The organism is Pseudomonas sp. TSO6 (assembly GCF_056098905.1).
This window is the reverse complement of the sequence record NZ_JBLZWV010000020.1, coordinates 205,533-222,470: the sequence shown is the minus strand read 5'-3', so window position 1 is coordinate 222,470 and position 16,938 is coordinate 205,533. Positions and strand designations below refer to the sequence as shown.

The following is a 16,938-nucleotide window of genomic DNA, read 5'->3' as shown; positions in this document are numbered from 1 at the left end:
CCCCCCCCCCCCCCCCCCCCCGCCGCTCCAGAACCCTTGTGTCTCAAGTCGCCCCGCGCGCTGCCGTTATACTGGCAACCACGGGCGGTCGGCATTATTACACGCGCCACCGCGCTGCCAAGAGGCCGGGTCCGACAGGTTGTATACAATCATGACTGAAATCAATAGTCTCGGCGCACAAACCGCGATCAACAGCCAAGCCATGAAGGCGGGCATGACCGGCGAACTGTTGCGCCTGATCCAGGCGCAGCCCGGCCTGCTGGCACCCGGCGAGACCGCGCAGGCCGAGGTCGTGTCGCTGCGCCAGACGGGCCAGGAATTTCAGCTGGTACTGCGGTTGATGCAGGCCAACGGCGTGCAGACCCAACTGCAAGCCAGCGCCAGCCAGCCCCTACCCCAAGGCAGCCAGGTCACTGTCAGCCAGACCGAAAGCAACCGCCTGGCAATCATGCTGCAGCAGGCCAACGCCAGCCAGATCACCACCCTCACTCGCCTGGATACCAGCAAAGTGCCCGTCGGCACCCTGCTGCAAGGCAAGGTCCTGACCAACCAGGCATTGGCCCAGGCGCCTGGGCAACCGGCGAGCTACCGGGCGCTGGTCAGCCTGCTCAACACTGCCCAGGCCGGCTCCACCCTGAGCATCGACAGCCCGCGCCCACTGGCCATTGGCAGCCTGCTCAGCGCACTGGTGCAGGGCGACCAGTCGCTGCGCTTTGTCCCGCTTAGCGGCAGGCAGGACCAGCTCAGCATTGCCCAGCAACTGCTGACCCAGCAAAACCGCCAGGCCTCGCTGCCCGGCCTGCTCAACGCCCTGCAACAGCTCACCCGCGACCCGGGCGTCGATGGCGACCTGCGTGCCAGCGCCGAGCGCCTGCTGGCCGGCCTGCCAGACGCCCGCCAGCTAGGCGACGCCAAGGCCGTGGCCCAGGCCCTGAACAACAGTGGCACTTTCCTTGAAGCGAAACTGCTGGGCGGTTTTCCTGCCAGCGTGGCCACAGACCTGAAGGCCCACCTGCTGCGCCTGATCACTCAGGCCCCCGCCAGCACACCCGGCACGCCCGACCTCGCGCCCGCCAGCCTGGCCGTGACCATGCCGGCGCTGGCCCGCAGCGCGCTGGGCATGCTCGAACGGGTCAGCCCCAAGCCGCAGCCAGGGGCATTCCCCCTGCCCTCGCGCCTGCTCAAGGCCATGGAAGACGAAGGCGACCTGCAACAACTGCTGCGCCTGGCCGCTGCGGCCATCTCGCGCCTGCAAAGCCATGCCATGAGCAGCCTGCAACAAACCGGCACGTTGGAAAACGGCAATCTGCAGACCACCTGGCAAACCGAAGTGCCGATCCGCCACGGCCAGGAGTTCATCCCATTGCAGGTCAAACTGCAGCGTGAAGAAACCCCGCAACAGCAGGCAGACCGCCAACACGAAGCACAGGACCCTCTGCAAGCCCTGTGGCGCATCGAACTGGCCTTCGACCTTTCACCTCTCGGCCCACTGCAAGTACAGGCGCAGTTCAGCCAAGGCCGCCTGAGCGGGCACCTGTGGGCAGAGCGCGAACAAACCGCAAAGCTGATCGACAGCCAGCTCGGTGCCTTGCGCCAGCGCCTGCTCGAGCGCGGCCTGGAGGTTGGCGACCTGGAATGCCACCCGGGCATCCCCCCTCAAGGCCCGCGCACACGGGTTGAGCAACGCTGGGTAGACGAAAACGCATGACACAGAAACCACCCCGCCAGGCCATTGCCCTGACCTACGACGGCCAGCAGGCCCCAACCCTCAGCGCCAAAGGTGACGATGCGCTGGCCGAGGCCATACTGGCCCTGGCCCGCGAGCATGAGGTGCCGATCTACGAAAACGCCGAACTGGTGCGCCTGCTGGCACGCCTGGAACTGGGCGAGCAGATCCCGGAGGCACTGTACCTGACCATTGCCGAGATCATTGCCTTCGCCTGGCAACTGCGGGGCAAGGTGCCCGCCGGTTTCAGCGACGAACCCGAGGCGCCGCGCGACATCACTCCGGTCACTGCACTGCTGCCGCCGGCAAACCACCGGTAGTTATCTAACACCGCCGTCGGCGTCAGCCGTTCAGCCTTGCCATTCCCGTCAATGAGCAAGGTGAACACCATGTCCACAAGCCGCATCAACGCCGCCGCCGTGCAGTACGTTCGCGATCACCTGAGCCATATCCCCCGCCCTGACCGCGAAGCCAGCCGTGCGATCCACCAATGGCTGACGCAGCAGGGCCATGACCTTGACCCCGACCAGACCGACGTAGTCACCCTGCACTACCGTGGCAATCAGGCAGTCATCGTCCAGCGCCTTTCACTTACCCAAGCGACGCTTTCAGACTGGCAGGGTGAAACAGCCAAGAACCTGATCGGCCAGTTGCTCCCTGGCCACTGGGCAGGCACGTTGCCAGATGGCCCGCTGACCATCGTCGAGCGCCTGCCCGAACCTGGGGTGTTTGACAACAGCGCCCGCTTCTCGGTGCTCAACGGCCTGTTCCGGCGCACGACCCCGGCCCGCTACGACAGCAGCACACACCTGCCGGTCGACGTCGAGGCCATGCAGCAGTTCATCTGGGACCTGGACTTTCACACCCGCTTCGTGGGCATGCTCGACAATTACTGGCAACAGGCTGAACAAACCCACCGGCAGTCAATGCAGATCAGCTTCATGGCCGACTGCAACAAGCAGGTCCAGGAAGGCTCGTTGAGCGATGCAGGCCGCCAGATGGCGTGGCAAGTGGCGGGGCTGATGGCAAAAGCACCCGGTTTGCAAGCAAGGCCTTTGAACGTATACGGCTACGCAGCCACCGACCTGATCTGCATCACAGACGAGGCACAGCCAAAAGTACTGCTGTACCTGCCAGGCAATGCATCGCCCTTGCATGAGTTCGACGGTATGGCTGCCATGCAAGACTGGTTCGCCGAACAGTGCCGCGACGACGAAAAACGCCTGCGCCTGCGCCAGTACTTCAAACTGGCCGACACCCCCGATGGCCTGGACTTCAGTGGGCTGGATACCGCGCTGGCGGGCCTTGGCGCCTACCCCGGTTTTCACCACCGATCGCCCAACCGCGCAGGCTTCACCGTCGACGGCCCCTGGCCCCCCCGCGAGTACATCAACTACAAGGCCGGCCACTACAGCCCGTTGCTCGCAGGTGATCTGTTCACAGCCCTCACCCAACGCCAGCGCGAGCGCAGCTATGCCGATGCCGATTTCATCATCACCAGCGATGCGCAGGTGACCAAGGCTCGCTGGCGCGGCTACCTCGTGGCGTCGATCAACCTGCTGGCACCACTGGCGCTGGTGGTTCCCGAGCTGATCCCGCTGCTTGCAGCCGGCGGTGTCGCGCAATTTGGCCTGGGGCTCGATCAGGCGATCAACGGCGAGACCCTTGCAGACAAGGACGCTGGTGTGAGCAACATCGCCTTCGGCCTGCTTAATGCCGCCCCACTGGCCTTGCTCCCTGCAGACGGCCTGCGAATGCTGTTCCCAGGCAAAAGCTCGCGCTTCGTCCTGCCCACGCGTCTTAACGATCAATTGGGCTACCCGCTGGGCCCCAACAGCCCTCCCCGGCTACCTGAAGAAATACTGGCAGACTTTTTCGTGCCAGCCGAGCCACCTGTAGAAGCCACGCGGATTGCCAGGGGCCCCTTGAATCGGGCAACGGGTACCAACCCGCTGCTGGCGCTCAAGGACGGCAACGAAGTCCAGGTACTGTATGACACTGAAAACGATGCCTTCATCCTCCAGGAGGATGCCAACGAAGTCCTGCCAAATTACTACCAGGTAAACGCGGGCACGCGCGACCTGTATCAGGTCAACCCGGCCACGCGTGGCGCCAGCGATGCAATGCGCATGTACACGCTACGTAACCTGGACGTCGACCTGCAACTGCCGCTCAGCGTGCCTGTGGTCAACAGCTCGGAAGTAACCCCACTGCCCAAGAAAATCCTCAGCATCTGGGTCGGCGGCAAGAGCATCCCGGATGAGCTGGTGGAGAACATCGCGAGCAATGCCAAACGCCTTGAGGGTACGGGCTTTACCTATGAGTTCTACCTGTCGAAGTCCAACCCTAAAGCCTTCATGAAAAACCGCGCAAAGTTGACCGCTGCTTCGAACGTTCAGATCAAAACCCTGGAAGAGCAGCCCTTCTACGCGGCCTTCGAGCAAACTGACTACTACCATCAGTACCGCCAGGCACTGGACAGTAACGGGGCAAACTTCGCGTCTGCCTCCGACGTACTGCGCTACCCGTTACTCCATTCGGAGGGCGGAATCTACATGGACGTCGACGACACGCTGCGCAGCTTCGAAGACAACCCCGACAGCTTCGCCATGATCAGCTCGGTAGCCTTGAAAACCACGCCTGATGGCCTGGTCCTCGGCAGCCCGGTGAACAACGAGCTGCTGGGCATGCATTGTGACTACAACAGCAACATGATCGGCAGCCATGCCAACAACCCGACCCTGCAGGCGATTTCTGCAGAGATGGACGCACGCTACCGCAGCAATCTATCGTTCTACGACATCAGGCCACTGGCAGGCACCCACGGTTACGCAGCCTACGCCAAGGAATTGAGCAGGATGACCGGGCCTGGCTTGCTCAACGATGTAGTTGCTCGGCATCTACCCAGGCTGCAGTTCCTGCGGCAACTAAGCAAGCTGGAGTCGATTCCGCAGACCACTTATCGCGCCCTCACGGAAAACCTGGCCTTCCCCATTGCCCAGGCGCGCAACAACGACCAGGCACTGGGTAGTGTGGCAACCATCGGCAACTACCATTCTTGGGGCAAACCCTGAGGTCGGCGTCCTGAGTTACCTGACCCGCAGCGCGATACAGGATCAGCCCCTGCCCCGGTGCGCCCAGGCAGGCCTGTAACCGAGGTCAGCCGCTGCGGTGCAGCTTGCTCATCAGCTCCGCCTCGGCCTGGGTCAGCCCACAGCTTTCGGTCAGCTCGGCCACGCTGGCGCCCATGCCAACCAGCTTGGCCGCCTGGGAGAAGGTGACGTTGTTGGGGTCGCGCTGCTCCAACTGCTGGAGCCTGTCAGGCAGCGGGGCCATCGTCACGCTCAGTTCGTGCAGCGCTTCGCCCATGCGCACGGTACCGTTCTGGTAGTCGTCCAGGCGCTTGGCCAGGTCCTTGATGCGCTGGTCACGCAGCGCATCGCCCTCGGCCTGCTGCGCAGCCAGCTCGCGCTGGCGCTTGCTGTAGTTGAGGAAGAACCACAGGCTCAGCGCCCAGACCAGCGCCAGGAAGATGACAGCAACCTGTAGGATCAACTCAGATGTTCTCCAGCTCGGACCACTCTTCCTCGGTCATCATCTTGTCCAGCTCGACCAGGATCAGCAGTTCGCCATTCTTGTTGCACACGCCCTGGATGAACTTGGCCGACTCTTCGTTACCCACGTTCGGTGCGGTTTCGATTTCGGACTGGCGCAGGTAAACCACTTCGGCCACGCTGTCGACCAGAATACCGACCACTTGCTTGTCGGCTTCGATGATGACGATGCGGGTGTTGTCGGTGACTTCGGTCGGCATCAGGCCAAAACGCTGACGGGTGTCAATCACGGTCACCACATTGCCGCGCAGGTTGATGATGCCCAGCACGTAGCTCGGAGCGCCCGGTACCGGGGCGATCTCGGTGTAGCGCAGCACTTCCTGTACCTGCATCACGTTGATGCCGTAGGACTCGTTGTCCAGACGGAAGGTAACCCACTGCAGGATCGGATCTTCGGAACCTTGTGCAGACGACTTTTTCATTCCCCTACCCTCAAAATCCGCTGTTTGGCGGTTGTGTTCTGTGTCATTTCTGTTTGGCGTGCATCTGCTTGACCGCGCCGCTGGCGATCAGCTCGGCCAGTGCGGCGACGTCGAGCAGTGCACACATGTGTTCAATCACCGTGCCGGCAAGCCACGGCCGCTGCCCGCGCTGGCTACGCCACTTGATCTCGGACGGGTCCAGGCGCAACGAGCGGCTGACCTGATGCACGGCCAGTCCCCATTCGTAGCCTTGCACGGAAATCACGTAATTCAGGCCTTGACGAAAATCGTCGCGGTAGCGGTCGGGCATTACCCAACGCGCAGTGTCCAGCACCTTCAGGTTGCCGGCCTGGCAGGTCAAAATACCCAGGAACCAGTCAGGCTGGCCGAACAGCGGCGTCAGCTCCTGGCCGGCCAGGTTGTAGATCGAGCCCAGGCACACCAATGGCACCGCCAGGGTCAGGCCGGCTACGTCGAACAGCAGGCATTCGAACGGCTCCGCCGCCCACACCGGGCGGCCGTCGACGGTCGCCGGGGGCACCGGTAGATTGGGCGCCGGCAGGTGCACATCGACCAGCGGCACTGCGGGTTCCACGGTTTGTTCTTCGACCAGCACCGGAATGGCGGCCTCGGCGAGCACCTCCTGCTCGACCACCGTCACCACCGGCGCCTCTACTGGCACGACGCTGGGCAGCACCGCCAGCCTGGGTTCGGCAAACGGCCGTGGGGCAAGGCTGGCAGGGGCTTCGGCGGGTACCGGTCGGGCCAGCTGACGGGCATCACGTGCCTGTTCCTCACGCACTGCCTCGGCGAACGCGTCCGCCGAGGCTGGCGGCTCAAACAGGTCTTCGGCCTCGGTGGCCTCCTGCAGCAGGCCATCGAGGTACGACTGCAAGGCCATCTGCGGCCGGGTGCTGGTGTGTCGGGTCTGGGTCATCAGGCCACCTGCACTGCAGTCTTGTAGGTCAGCAGGTGCTTCAGCAGCGCCCGGTAAGCAATCAACCCGCGGCTCTTGCTGTCGAACTGCGAGGGCGTGACGCCCTTGCGGCTGGCATCGCGCAGGCGCGTATCCACCGGAATATAGCCCTGCCACACCTGTTGGCCGTAGGTGTCACGCAGCAGCTTGAGTGTGCCCAGCGAGGCCTGGGTGCGGCGGTCGAACAGCGTTGGCACGATCTGGTACGGCAGCGCCTGCTTGCGCGAGCGGTTGATCATGGCAAGGGTACCGACCATGCGTTCCAGGCCCTTCACCGCCAAAAACTCGGTCTGCACCGGTATCACCAACTGCTGGCTGGCGGCCAGGGCATTGACCATCAGCACGCCCAGCAAGGGTGGGCTGTCGATCACGGCATAGTCGAAATCCTGCCACAGCTGCGCCAGACTCTTGGCGATCACCAGGCCCAGGCCATTCTGCCCCGGCGACTGGCGCTCCAGCACGGCCAGTGCGGTGCTCGACGGCAACAGCGAAATGCGCTCATCGCTGGTGGGCAGCAGCAACTGCCCGGGCAGGCCGTCCGGCACTGCGCCCTTGTGCAGGAACAGGTCATAGCAGCTGTGCTCCAGCGCATCGGGGTTGTGCCCGAAATAGCTGGTCATCGAACCGTGCGGATCGAGGTCGACAACGACCACGCGCTTGCCTGCCTCAGCCAGCAGGCCAGCCAGGGCGATGGTTGTGGTGGTCTTGCCGACGCCACCTTTTTGATTGGCTACTGCCCAGACTCTCATAGGACGACTCATGACTCATACATTTCGCCGGACACCTGTGGGAGCTGGCTTGCCGGCGATCACCGGCGAAGCCGGTGCCAAACACCGCGCTGCCTGCATCGCCGGCAAGCCAGCTCCCACAAGGTAAGCGGTGACAGAGAATTGACGAGTTACTGCCCCGCCACCGTTGCTGGCGTTGCAGGTGCACTTTGTGTGCCAGCCCGGCGCAGTGCAGCATCCGGCGTTGCATGGGCACTGCCCGAACCGGTCAGGCTGCGGCGCACTTCGAGGTTGCGCGAAATCACCAACACCACCCGGCGGTTACGCGCGCGGCCTTCGGCCGTGTCATTGCCGGCCACCGGCTGGTACTCGCCATAACCCACCGAGGCCATGCGCGCCGGGTTGACCCCTTCCATGGCCAGCAGGCGTACGATGCTCGCCGCCCGCGCCGACGACAGTTCCCAGTTGGTCGGGTACTGTGCAGTGCGGATTGGCAGGTTGTCGGTGAAACCTTCGACATGCACCGGGTTGGCGAACGGCTTGAGGATGTTGGCCACCTTTTCGATGATGGCAAATGCCTTGTCGCTGGGCATGGCATCGCCACTGCCGAACAGCAGCGACGAATTCAGCTCGATCTCGATCCACAACTCGTTGCCGCGCACGGTCATCTGGTTGCTGTTGATCAGGTCGCCAAAGGCATCGCGCACGTCATCGCTGATGGTTTTCAGCGGGTCGACATTGGTCGCTGCCAGGCCCGCTTCGGTCTGCTCGCTGTCTTTGACCAGCGGCTCTGCCGGACGCACGCTCAACGGCTGCTCATCGCCGATGGGGATCGGTTTCATGCTGCGCTCAGGGTCGTTGAACACCCCGAGCAAGGCCTGGGAAATAACCTTGTACTTACCCTCGTTGATCGAGGAAATCGAGTACATCACCACGAAAAAGGCGAACAGCAAGGTGATGAAGTCGGCGTACGACACCAGCCAGCGTTCGTGGTTTTCGTGTTCCTCGGTATGACGACGGCGACGCATGGGTTACTCCATGAAGCCTTGCAGCTTCAACTCGATCGAGCGCGGGTTTTCACCCTCGGCAATCGACAACAAGCCTTCAAGCAGCATCTCGCGGTAGCGCGACTGGCGCATGACGTTGGCCTTGAGCTTGTTGGCGACCGGCAGCAGGATCAGGTTGGCGCTGGCCACGCCGTAGATGGTGGCGACGAAAGCCACGGCAATGCCGTTGCCCAGCTGCGAGGGGTCGGCCAGGTTGCCCATCACGTGGATCAGGCCCATCACCGCACCAATGATGCCGATGGTCGGCGCATAGCCGCCCATGCTCTCGAACACCTTGGCCGCCTGGATATCACGGCTTTCCTGGGTCAGGAAGTCGACTTCAAGGATGCTGCGGATGGCTTCTGGTTCGGCACCGTCCACCAGCAACTGCAGGCCCTTGCGCGCATACGGGTCGGGCTCGGCGTCGGCCACCCCTTCCAGCCCCAGCAGGCCCTCCTTGCGCGCGGTCAGGCTCCAGTTCACCACACGGTCGATGCCACCCGCCAGGTCGACCCGTGGCGGGAACAGGATCCAGCGCAGAATCTGCAAGGCGCGCTTGAAGGAGGACAGCGGCGACTGCAACAAGGCAGCCGCCAGGGTGCCACCCAGCACGATCAGCGCCGCCGGGCCGTTGACCAGAGCGCCGACATGGCCGCCTTCAAGGAAGTTGCCACCGACGATGGCGACAAAGGCGAGAATCAGGCCGATCAGGCTGAGCACGTCCATCAGACGCAGGCCTCCACCAGGTGCTTGCCGATTTCGTCCAGGCTGTACACCGCGTCCGCCAGGTTGGCTTTGACGATGGCCATGGGCATGCCATAGATCACGCAGCTGGCTTCATCCTGGGCCCACACGGTGCTGCCGCCCTGCTTGAGCAGGCGCGCACCTTCGCGGCCATCGGCGCCCATGCCGGTGAGCACCACCGACAGCACCTTGTCACCGTACGACTTGGCTGCCGAGCCGAAGGTGATGTCCACGCACGGCTTGTAGTTCAGGCGCTCGTCACCGGGCAGGATCTTCACCGTGCCACGGCCGTCGATCATCATCTGCTTGCCGCCGGGGGCCAGCAGGGCCAGACCTGGGCGCAGCATGTCACCGTCCTCGGCTTCCTTCACGTTGATGCGGCACAGCTTGTCCAGGCGTTCGGCAAAGGCCTTGGTGAACGCCGCCGGCATGTGCTGGATCAGCACGATCGGCGCCGGGAAGTTGGCCGGCAGCTGGGTCAATACCCGCTGCAGGGCCACCGGGCCGCCCGTGGAGGTGCCGATGGCCACCAGCTTGTAAGGTTTGCGCTTGGGGGCTGGCGAGTGCGACGCCGCCGGGGCAGCCGCACGGGCGGTCGCCGCAGGGCGGGCTGTCGCCGGGCTGGCGAAGCTGCTGGCCGGCGCAGGGCTGCTGGCGGGCACAGGGGCGGCGACCGGCGCCGGCCTGGCATAGCTGCCGAGGCGGCGGTTGCTGCGCGAAATGGTATGCACCTTCTCGCACAGCATCTGCTTGACCTTGTCGGGGTTGCGCGAGATGTCCTCAAAGTTTTTCGGCAGGTAATCCACCGCGCCAGCATCCAGCGCGTCGAGGGTGACGCGAGCGCCTTCGTGGGTCAGCGAGGAGAACATCAATACCGGCGTCGGGCAGCGCTGCATGATGTGCCGCACCGCGGTGATGCCGTCCATCATGGGCATTTCGTAGTCCATGGTGATGACATCGGGCTTGAGCGCCAGCGCCTGGTCGATTGCTTCCTTGCCATTGGTCGCGGTACCTACTACCTGGATCGTCGGATCCGCCGAGAGGATTTCCGAGACACGGCGGCGGAAGAAACCGGAATCATCCACCACCAGGACCTTGACTGCCATAAACACTCCATTAGGCGGCGCAACCCGCCAGGGTGCGCCACCGAAATCAAATACGCCGCGCGGCGTAACGCTTGAGCATGCTCGGGACGTCGAGAATCAACGCAATGCGACCGTCACCGGTGATGGTGGCCCCGGACATGCCCGGGGTGCCCTGCAGCATCTTGCCCAGCGGCTTGATTACCACTTCTTCCTGGCCAACCAGTTGATCGACGACAAAGCCGATGCGTTGCGTGCCGACCGACAGGATCACTACATGACCCTCGTGCTGCTCTTCGTGCACCTGGCCCTGTACCAGCCAGCGCTTGAGGTAGAACAGCGGCAGCGCCTTGTCGCGCACGATCACCACTTCCTGGCCGTCGACTACGTTCGTGCGCGACAGGTCGAGGTGGAAGATCTCGTTGACGTTGACCAGCGGGAAGGCGAATGCCTGGTTGCCCAGCATCACCATCAGGGTGGGCATGATCGCCAGGGTCAGCGGCACCTTGATGACGATCTTCGAGCCCTGGCCTTTGGCCGAGTAGATGTTGATCGAGCCGTTGAGCTGGGAAATCTTGGTTTTCACCACGTCCATGCCCACGCCACGGCCAGACACATCGGAAATTTCGGTCTTGGTCGAGAAGCCTGGGGCGAAGATCAGGTTGTAGCAGTCAGATTCGCTCAGGCGATCAGCGGCATCCTTGTCCATCAGGCCTTTTTCCACGGCCTTGGCGCGCAGGATGTTCGGGTCCATGCCCTTGCCGTCATCAGAGATCGACAACAGGATGTGGTCACCTTCCTGTTCGGCCGACAGCACCACGCGTCCGGTGCGGGCCTTGCCCGAAGCTTCACGCTCGTCGGGCATCTCGACACCATGGTCGACGGCGTTGCGCACCAGGTGCACCAACGGGTCGGCCAGGGCCTCGACCAGGTTCTTGTCCAGGTCGGTTTCTTCGCCGACCAGTTCCAGGTTGATCTCTTTTTTCAGTTGGCGGGCAAGGTCGCGTACCAGCCGCGGGAAGCGGCCGAACACTTTCTTGATCGGCTGCATGCGGGTTTTCATCACCGCCGTCTGCAGGTCGGCAGTGACCACGTCGAGGTTGGACACGGCCTTGGACATGGCCTCGTCGCCGCTGTTCAGGCCCAGGCGCACCAGGCGGTTACGCACAAGCACCAGTTCGCCGACCATGTTCATGATCTCGTCCAGGCGCGCGGTGTCGACGCGAACGGTGGTTTCCGCTTCGCTGACGGCATGCTTCTCGGCGGCCGGCGCCGGCGCACGGGGGGCCGGCGCAGGCTTGCTGGCGGCCGCAGGCGCCGGCGCAGCAGCGGCTGGCTTGGCCACCGGCTGGCTGTCGGCCAAGGCCTGGGCAGGCGCTTGCGCCTTGGCCACAACCGGGGCCTCGACCGCAGCAACGTCACCACCAAACTTGCCCTTGCCGTGCAACTGGTCCAGCAGGGCCTCGAACTCGTGCTCGCTGATTTCGTCGCCAGCGGCGCTGTTGTCAACCGCGACCGGCGCCGGTGCTTTGACGGCAGGCAAGGCATCAGCCTGGAACGTGCCCTTGCCATGCAACTGGTCGAGCAGCGATTCGAATTCTTCGTCGGTAATTTCGTCGCTTACCGCTTCTGCGGGTGCGACGACCGGCTGTACTGCAGCTTCGACACTGAACTGGCCTTTGCCGTGCAACTGGTCGAGCAGCGACTCGAACTCGGCGTCGGTGATTTCGTCACCCGCACCACTGATGGTCTCGCCCTGCATCTGCTCGTCGACCGCGGCTTGCGCCTTGACCGCGTCGAGCGAATCGAGCAGCTGTTCAAACTCGCTGTCGGTGATGTCCTGGTCATCGGCAGGGGCCATGGCCGCAACCGGCGGCTCGGCTACCGGTGCCGCAGGCGCTTCAGCGGCCTCGGCACCACCGGGTTCGGCCAGGCGCGACAAGGCCGCCAGCAACTCGGGGGTGGCCGGGGTTACGTCGGCGCGCTCGCGCACCTGGCCAAACATGCTGTTGACCGTATCCAGTGCTTCAAGCACCACGTCCATCAGTTCCGCATCGACCCGGCGCTCACCTTTGCGCAGGATGTCGAACACGTTCTCGGCGATATGGCAGCACTCCACCAGCTCGTTCAGCTGGAGGAAGCCGGCGCCCCCTTTTACAGTGTGGAAACCGCGAAAGATCGCATTGAGCAGGTCGGCATCGTCAGGTCGGCTTTCCAGCTCGACCAGTTGCTCGGACAGTTGCTCAAGAATTTCGCCGGCTTCTACCAGGAAATCCTGGAGGATTTCTTCATCGGCGCCGAAGCTCATCAAACGTGCTCCTTAAAAACCCAGGCTGGACAGCAAATCATCGACATCGTCCTGACCGGACACAACGTCTTCACGCTTATCGGCATGAATCTGCGGACCTTCACCCCGAGTCGGATGTTTTTCTGCATCTTTTTCTGCGCGCAGTTGATCGTGGTCATGCTGGATACCGGCAAAGCGGTCGACCTGGCTGGCCATCAGCACCAGTTTGAGCAGGTTGCTTTCCACCTCGGTCACCAGGCTGGTGACGCGCTTGATCACCTGGCCGGTCAGGTCCTGATAGTCCTGAGCCAGCAGAATGTCGTTGAGATGCCCGGCAACCTTGCGGTTACCTTCAGCGCTGTGCGTCAGGAAACTGTCGACGCGCTTGACCAGGTCACGGAACTCCGGCGCAGCCACTTCGCGGCGCATGAAGCGCTGCCAGTCGGTGCTCAGCGCCTTGGCTTCGCTGGCCAGGTCGTTGAGCACCGGGGTGCTTGCCTCGACCAGGTCCATGGTGCGGTTGGCCGCGCCCTCGGTCAGCTTGACCACGTACGACAGGCGCTCGGTAGCGTCGGTAATCTGCGACACCTCCTCGGCCTGCGGGATGGTCGGGTCGATCTGGAAGCTGACGATAGCGCTGTGCAACTCGCGGGTCAGCTTGCCGACTTCCTGGTACAGGCCGCGATCGCGGGTCTGGTTCAGCTCGTGAATCAGCTGTACCGCCTCGCCAAAACGGCCCCGTTCCAGGCTTTCGACCAACTCCTGGGCATGTTTCTTCAGGGTCGATTCGAACTCCCCCAAAGACGTTTGTGATGAATCCATGGCGCGCCCCCTGACGTGACTCAGCCGTTGACGCGTTCGAAGATCTTCTCGATCTTTTCTTTGAGCACCTGAGCGGTGAACGGCTTGACCACATAGCCATTGACGCCGGCCTGGGCCGCTTCGATGATCTGGTCGCGCTTGGCTTCAGCGGTCACCATCAATACTGGCAAGGTCTTCAGCTGATCGTCGGCACGCACTTTGCGCAGCAGGTCGATGCCGGACATGCCGGGCATGTTCCAGTCGGTCACCAGGAAGTCGTAGGCGCCCCTTTGCAGCATCGGCAGCGCCGTGATGCCATCGTCGGCTTCGTCGGTGTTGGTGAAGCCCAGGTCACGCAACAGGTTCTTGATGATCCGCCGCATCGTCGAAAAGTCGTCAACGATGAGGATTTTCATGTTCTTGTCCAATTAGACCTCCAAGCAGTCTCAAACGCGCCCGGTCTACCGGGCACGCACTCATTCAATTCGGTACAACGTGGATAACGCACGTGGAAAACGACTGCAACGACACCGGGCTCAACGTGCCCGCCATTCCCCCAGGCGGCTACGCAGGCGCGCGGCACACTGGCTGTGCAACTGGCTGACCCGCGACTCGCTGACCCCAAGCACCTCGCCAATTTCCTTGAGGTTCAGCTCTTCGTCGTAGTACAGCGCCAGTACCAGGCGCTCACGCTCCGGCAGGTTGGCAATGGCCTCGGTCAGGGCAGCCTGGAAGCGTTCGTCCTCCAGGCCACGCGCAGGTTCGACATGGCCACTGGCGCCATCCTCATGCAGCCCTTCGTGCTCGCCGTCCTGCAACAGGTCGTCAAAGCTGAACAGGCGGCTGCCCAAGGTATCGTTCAAGATCCCGTAGTAATCATCGAGACTCAATTGGAGTTCGGCAGCAACTTCATGATCTTTAGCGTCCCGGCCTGTTCTGGCTTCAACGGCACGCATCGCGTCACTGACCATGCGGGTGTTGCGGTGCACCGAACGCGGTGCCCAGTCGCCCTTGCGCACCTCGTCCAGCATGGCCCCGCGGATGCGGATGCCGGCATAGGTTTCAAAGCTAGCGCCTTTGCTGGCGTCATATTTGTTGGCCACTTCAAGCAGGCCGATCATGCCGGCCTGGATCAGGTCCTCGACCTGCACGTTGGCCGGTAACCGCGCCAACAGGTGGTAGGCAATGCGCTTCACCAGCGGGGCGTAGCGTTCGATCAGCTCGTACTGGCCGTCTTTCGCTGCCCGGCTGTACATCTTGAAGCCGCTGGCGTTCATAGCACGGGGCCCGCGCTGGTGGGCTGCACCAGGCGCTCGACAAAGAACTCCAGGTGGCCGCGCGGATTGGCCGGCAGCGGCCAGCTGTCAACCTTCTGGGCAATCGCCTTGAAGGCCAGCGCGCACTTGGAGCGTGGGAAGGCTTCGTACACGGCGCGCTGCTTCTGCACTGCCTTGCGCACACACTCGTCGTACGGTACGGCGCCCACGTACTGCAGGGCAACGTCGAGGAAGCGGTCGGTGACCTTGGTCAGCTTGGCGAACAGGTTGCGCCCTTCCTGCGGGCTCTGCGCCATGTTGGCCAGCACACGGAAACGATTCATCCCGTAGTCGCGGTTGAGCAGTTTGATCAGGGCGTAGGCATCGGTGATCGAGGTGGGCTCGTCACACACCACCAGCAGCACTTCCTGGGCAGCGCGAACGAAGCTGACCACCGACTCGCCAATACCCGCCGCAGTGTCGATCACCAGCACGTCGAGGTTGTCGCCGATTTCGCTGAACGCCTGGATCAGCCCTGCATGCTGGGCCGGGGCCAGGTGCACCATGCTCTGGGTGCCCGAGGCCGCCGGTACGATGCGCACACCGCCAGGGCCCTGCAGCATCACGTCACGCAGCTCGCAGCGCCCCTCGATGACATCGGCCAGGGTACGTTTGGGGGTAAGGCCCAGCAACACGTCGACGTTGGCCAGGCCCAGGTCGGCGTCCAGCAGCATGACCCTGCGGCCAAGCTCGGCCAGCGCCAGGGACAGGTTCACTGAAACGTTAGTCTTGCCGACGCCACCTTTGCCACCGGTCACGGCGATCACCTGTACGGGATGCATGCTACCCATGTCTGTTCTTTACCTTGTCTCGCTGGGACTCAGGCCACACGTGGGGCAATTCTGCGTACCCCTTGGCATAGCTACTTTGCACACGCTTCATGGTCAACCCGCCCGTCGGGGGTTGTGATAGAGATCAGCGAACATGTCGGCCATGGCCTCTTCGCTGGGCTCGTCCTGCTGCTGCACATTGACCGCACGGGACACCAATTGGTGGCCACGCGGCAGGTGCAGGTCGTCAGGAATGCGCGGGCCGTCGGTGAGGTAGGCCACGGGCAGTTCATGACTGATGGCAAGGCTCAGCACATCGCCAAGGCTTGCCGTTTCATCCAGTTTGGTCAGGATGCAACCGGCCAGGCCACAGCGCTTGTAGCTGTGGTAGGCGGCGGTCAGCACTTGCTTCTGGCTGGTGGTAGCCAGCACCAGGTAATTCTTCGCGGCAATGCCACGCCCGGCCAGGGTTTCCAGCTGCATGCGCAGTGCCGGGTCGCTGGCTTGCAGGCCGGCGGTATCGATCAGCACGACGCGTTTGCGCAGCAGTGGCTCCAGTGCCGCAGCCAGCGACTGGCCCGGGTCGACGTAGGTCACTGGCACATTGAGGATGCGGCCCAGGGTCTTGAGCTGCTCCTGGGCGCCGATACGAAAACTGTCCATGCTCACCAGCGCCAGGTTTTGCGCGCCATACTTGAGCACGTAGCGGGCAGCCAGCTTGGCCAGGGTGGTGGTCTTGCCCATGCCGGCCGGGCCGACCATGGCAATTACACCACCCTCTTCGATCGGTTCGATTTCGGGGATTTCGATCATCCGCGCCAGGTGCGCCAGCAGCATGCGCCAGGCCTGGCGAGGCTCTTCGATCTCGGCGGTGAGGTCGAGCAACTCACGGGCGATAGGCCCGGACAGGCCGATGCGCTGCAGCCGGCGCCAGAGGTTGGCCTGCTGTGGCTTGCTGCCCTGCAGCTGGCTCCAGGCCAGCGAACCGAGCTGCACTTCCAGCAGCTCGCGCAGGCCCGACAGCTCGGAGCGCATGGCATCGAACAAGCGCGGGTCGACCGGCGCCGCAGCAGGGGCAGCGGCAGCCTCAGGGGCATCGACATGCGGCTCGATCAACGGCTCGGCGGCCGTCAGCGACTGCCCGGCAAACAATTGGCGGTTGTTGTCGCTGCTGTCCTGGCGGTGGTCCAGCTCGGCCTGGGCAGTGGCGATGCGCGTATGGGTCTTGCGCAGCTCTTCTTCCAGCTCGGCGTTGGGCACGCGCGGAGCCAGGGCGGACAGCTTGTAGTCCAGCGCGGCCGTCAGTTCGACACCACCGGCAATGCGGCGGTTGCCAATGATCGCGGCATCGGCGCCCAGCTCGTCACGGACCAGCTTCATGGCCTGACGCATATCGGCGGCGAAAAATCGCTTAACTTGCATTATC

At 63.3% G+C, this 16,938-nt stretch carries 16 protein-coding genes; 3 read left to right on the top strand and 13 right to left on the bottom strand.

The annotated features are described in order from the left end of the window. Positions 1-151 precede the first annotated feature (151 nt). The 3 genes from fliK to ACN6NG_RS06940 all read left to right on the top strand — a co-directional run bounded on the left by fliK (position 152) and on the right by ACN6NG_RS06940 (position 4,800). Positions 152-1,708, top strand: a complete 1,557-nt coding sequence (gene fliK / locus ACN6NG_RS06950) for a flagellar hook-length control protein FliK (protein ID WP_474313326.1) — start codon at positions 152-154, stop codon at positions 1,706-1,708. Further along, a complete protein-coding gene (locus ACN6NG_RS06945) occupies positions 1,705-2,046 on the top strand; it encodes an EscU/YscU/HrcU family type III secretion system export apparatus switch protein (protein WP_049275141.1) in 342 nt (113 codons plus the stop codon). Before fliK ends, ACN6NG_RS06945 begins: the two co-directional genes overlap by 4 nt. 69 nt (positions 2,047-2,115) lie before the next feature. After that, entirely contained in the window at positions 2,116-4,800 is a 2,685-nt protein-coding gene (locus ACN6NG_RS06940; RefSeq protein WP_474313325.1) for a dermonecrotic toxin domain-containing protein, read from the top strand. Positions 4,801-4,885: 85 nt separating this feature from the next. Here ACN6NG_RS06940 and ACN6NG_RS06935 read toward each other — a convergent pair whose 3' ends face one another. From ACN6NG_RS06935 to flhF, 13 genes are all read right to left on the bottom strand, one after another. Beyond that, positions 4,886-5,281 carry a DUF2802 domain-containing protein gene (locus ACN6NG_RS06935; protein ID WP_016498573.1) on the bottom strand — a complete coding sequence of 132 codons (396 nt, stop codon included), beginning with the start codon at positions 5,279-5,281 and terminating at the stop codon, positions 4,886-4,888. A 1-nt stretch (position 5,282) separates the two neighbouring features. Continuing rightward, positions 5,283-5,762, bottom strand: a complete 480-nt coding sequence (locus ACN6NG_RS06930) for a chemotaxis protein CheW (protein WP_003254393.1) — start codon at positions 5,760-5,762, stop codon at positions 5,283-5,285. A gap of 43 nt (positions 5,763-5,805) precedes the next feature. Beyond that, positions 5,806-6,699: a CheW domain-containing protein gene (locus ACN6NG_RS06925; protein WP_063423085.1), complete on the bottom strand. Its 894-nt coding sequence runs from the start codon at positions 6,697-6,699 to the stop codon at positions 5,806-5,808. Next, entirely contained in the window at positions 6,699-7,487 is a 789-nt protein-coding gene (locus ACN6NG_RS06920) for a ParA family protein (protein ID WP_016488407.1), read from the bottom strand. The genes ACN6NG_RS06925 and ACN6NG_RS06920 overlap by 1 nt, the downstream gene beginning before the upstream one ends. A 149-nt stretch (positions 7,488-7,636) precedes the next feature. After that, a complete protein-coding gene (motD, locus tag ACN6NG_RS06915; RefSeq protein ID WP_063423084.1) occupies positions 7,637-8,494 on the bottom strand; it encodes a flagellar motor protein MotD in 858 nt (285 codons plus the stop codon). Between the two features lie 3 nt (positions 8,495-8,497). Further along, positions 8,498-9,238 carry a flagellar motor protein gene (locus ACN6NG_RS06910; RefSeq protein ID WP_043197155.1) on the bottom strand — a complete coding sequence of 247 codons (741 nt, stop codon included), beginning with the start codon at positions 9,236-9,238 and terminating at the stop codon, positions 8,498-8,500. Beyond that, positions 9,238-10,362, bottom strand: coding sequence for a protein-glutamate methylesterase/protein-glutamine glutaminase (locus ACN6NG_RS06905; protein WP_229609964.1), 1,125 nt, complete (start codon positions 10,360-10,362; stop codon positions 9,238-9,240). The genes ACN6NG_RS06910 and ACN6NG_RS06905 overlap by 1 nt, the downstream gene beginning before the upstream one ends. 46 nt (positions 10,363-10,408) lie before the next feature. Beyond that, the gene (locus ACN6NG_RS06900) at positions 10,409-12,646 is read right to left on the bottom strand and encodes a chemotaxis protein CheA (RefSeq protein ID WP_474313321.1); all 2,238 of its coding nucleotides are present in this window, start codon (positions 12,644-12,646) and stop codon (positions 10,409-10,411) included. A 12-nt stretch (positions 12,647-12,658) separates the two neighbouring features. Continuing rightward, positions 12,659-13,447, bottom strand: coding sequence for a protein phosphatase CheZ (locus ACN6NG_RS06895; RefSeq protein ID WP_016498567.1), 789 nt, complete (start codon positions 13,445-13,447; stop codon positions 12,659-12,661). A gap of 20 nt (positions 13,448-13,467) precedes the next feature. Then, on the bottom strand, positions 13,468-13,842 hold the full coding sequence (locus tag ACN6NG_RS06890) for a chemotaxis response regulator CheY (RefSeq protein ID WP_162489843.1): 375 nt from the start codon (positions 13,840-13,842) through the stop codon (positions 13,468-13,470). Between the two features lie 120 nt (positions 13,843-13,962). Next, positions 13,963-14,703 (bottom strand): RNA polymerase sigma factor FliA, encoded by a 741-nt coding sequence (gene fliA / locus ACN6NG_RS06885; RefSeq protein ID WP_016488414.1) that lies wholly within the window; start codon positions 14,701-14,703, stop codon positions 13,963-13,965. Beyond that, positions 14,700-15,533 carry a flagellar synthesis regulator FleN gene (gene fleN, locus ACN6NG_RS06880; protein WP_012273492.1) on the bottom strand — a complete coding sequence of 278 codons (834 nt, stop codon included), beginning with the start codon at positions 15,531-15,533 and terminating at the stop codon, positions 14,700-14,702. Before fleN ends, fliA begins: the two co-directional genes overlap by 4 nt. 93 nt (positions 15,534-15,626) lie before the next feature. After that, positions 15,627-16,934, bottom strand: a complete 1,308-nt coding sequence (flhF, locus tag ACN6NG_RS06875; protein ID WP_059394800.1) for a flagellar biosynthesis protein FlhF — start codon at positions 16,932-16,934, stop codon at positions 15,627-15,629. Positions 16,935-16,938 lie beyond the last annotated feature (4 nt).

Excerpts from the sequence above, each read along its gene's own strand:
- ACN6NG_RS06890 (WP_162489843.1), bottom strand. The coding sequence starts at position 13,842 with ATGAAAATCCTCATCGTTGACGACTTTTCGACGATGCGGCGGATCATC.
- fleN (WP_012273492.1), bottom strand. The coding sequence starts at position 15,533 with ATGGGTAGCATGCATCCCGTACAGGTGATCGCCGTGACCGGTGGCAAA.
- ACN6NG_RS06905 (WP_229609964.1), bottom strand. The coding sequence starts at position 10,362 with ATGGCAGTCAAGGTCCTGGTGGTGGATGATTCCGGTTTCTTCCGCCGC.
- ACN6NG_RS06925 (WP_063423085.1), bottom strand. The coding sequence starts at position 6,699 with ATGACCCAGACCCGACACACCAGCACCCGGCCGCAGATGGCCTTGCAG.
- motD (WP_063423084.1), bottom strand. The coding sequence starts at position 8,494 with ATGCGTCGCCGTCGTCATACCGAGGAACACGAAAACCACGAACGCTGG.
- ACN6NG_RS06940 (WP_474313325.1), top strand. The coding sequence starts at position 2,116 with ATGTCCACAAGCCGCATCAACGCCGCCGCCGTGCAGTACGTTCGCGAT.
- ACN6NG_RS06920 (WP_016488407.1), bottom strand. The coding sequence starts at position 7,487 with ATGAGAGTCTGGGCAGTAGCCAATCAAAAAGGTGGCGTCGGCAAGACC.
- ACN6NG_RS06945 (WP_049275141.1), top strand. The coding sequence starts at position 1,705 with ATGACACAGAAACCACCCCGCCAGGCCATTGCCCTGACCTACGACGGC.
- ACN6NG_RS06900 (WP_474313321.1), bottom strand. The coding sequence starts at position 12,646 with ATGAGCTTCGGCGCCGATGAAGAAATCCTCCAGGATTTCCTGGTAGAA.
- ACN6NG_RS06910 (WP_043197155.1), bottom strand. The coding sequence starts at position 9,238 with ATGGACGTGCTCAGCCTGATCGGCCTGATTCTCGCCTTTGTCGCCATC.
- fliK (WP_474313326.1), top strand. The coding sequence starts at position 152 with ATGACTGAAATCAATAGTCTCGGCGCACAAACCGCGATCAACAGCCAA.
- ACN6NG_RS06930 (WP_003254393.1), bottom strand. The coding sequence starts at position 5,762 with ATGAAAAAGTCGTCTGCACAAGGTTCCGAAGATCCGATCCTGCAGTGG.
- flhF (WP_059394800.1), bottom strand. The coding sequence starts at position 16,934 with ATGCAAGTTAAGCGATTTTTCGCCGCCGATATGCGTCAGGCCATGAAG.
- ACN6NG_RS06895 (WP_016498567.1), bottom strand. The coding sequence starts at position 13,447 with ATGGATTCATCACAAACGTCTTTGGGGGAGTTCGAATCGACCCTGAAG.
- fliA (WP_016488414.1), bottom strand. The coding sequence starts at position 14,703 with ATGAACGCCAGCGGCTTCAAGATGTACAGCCGGGCAGCGAAAGACGGC.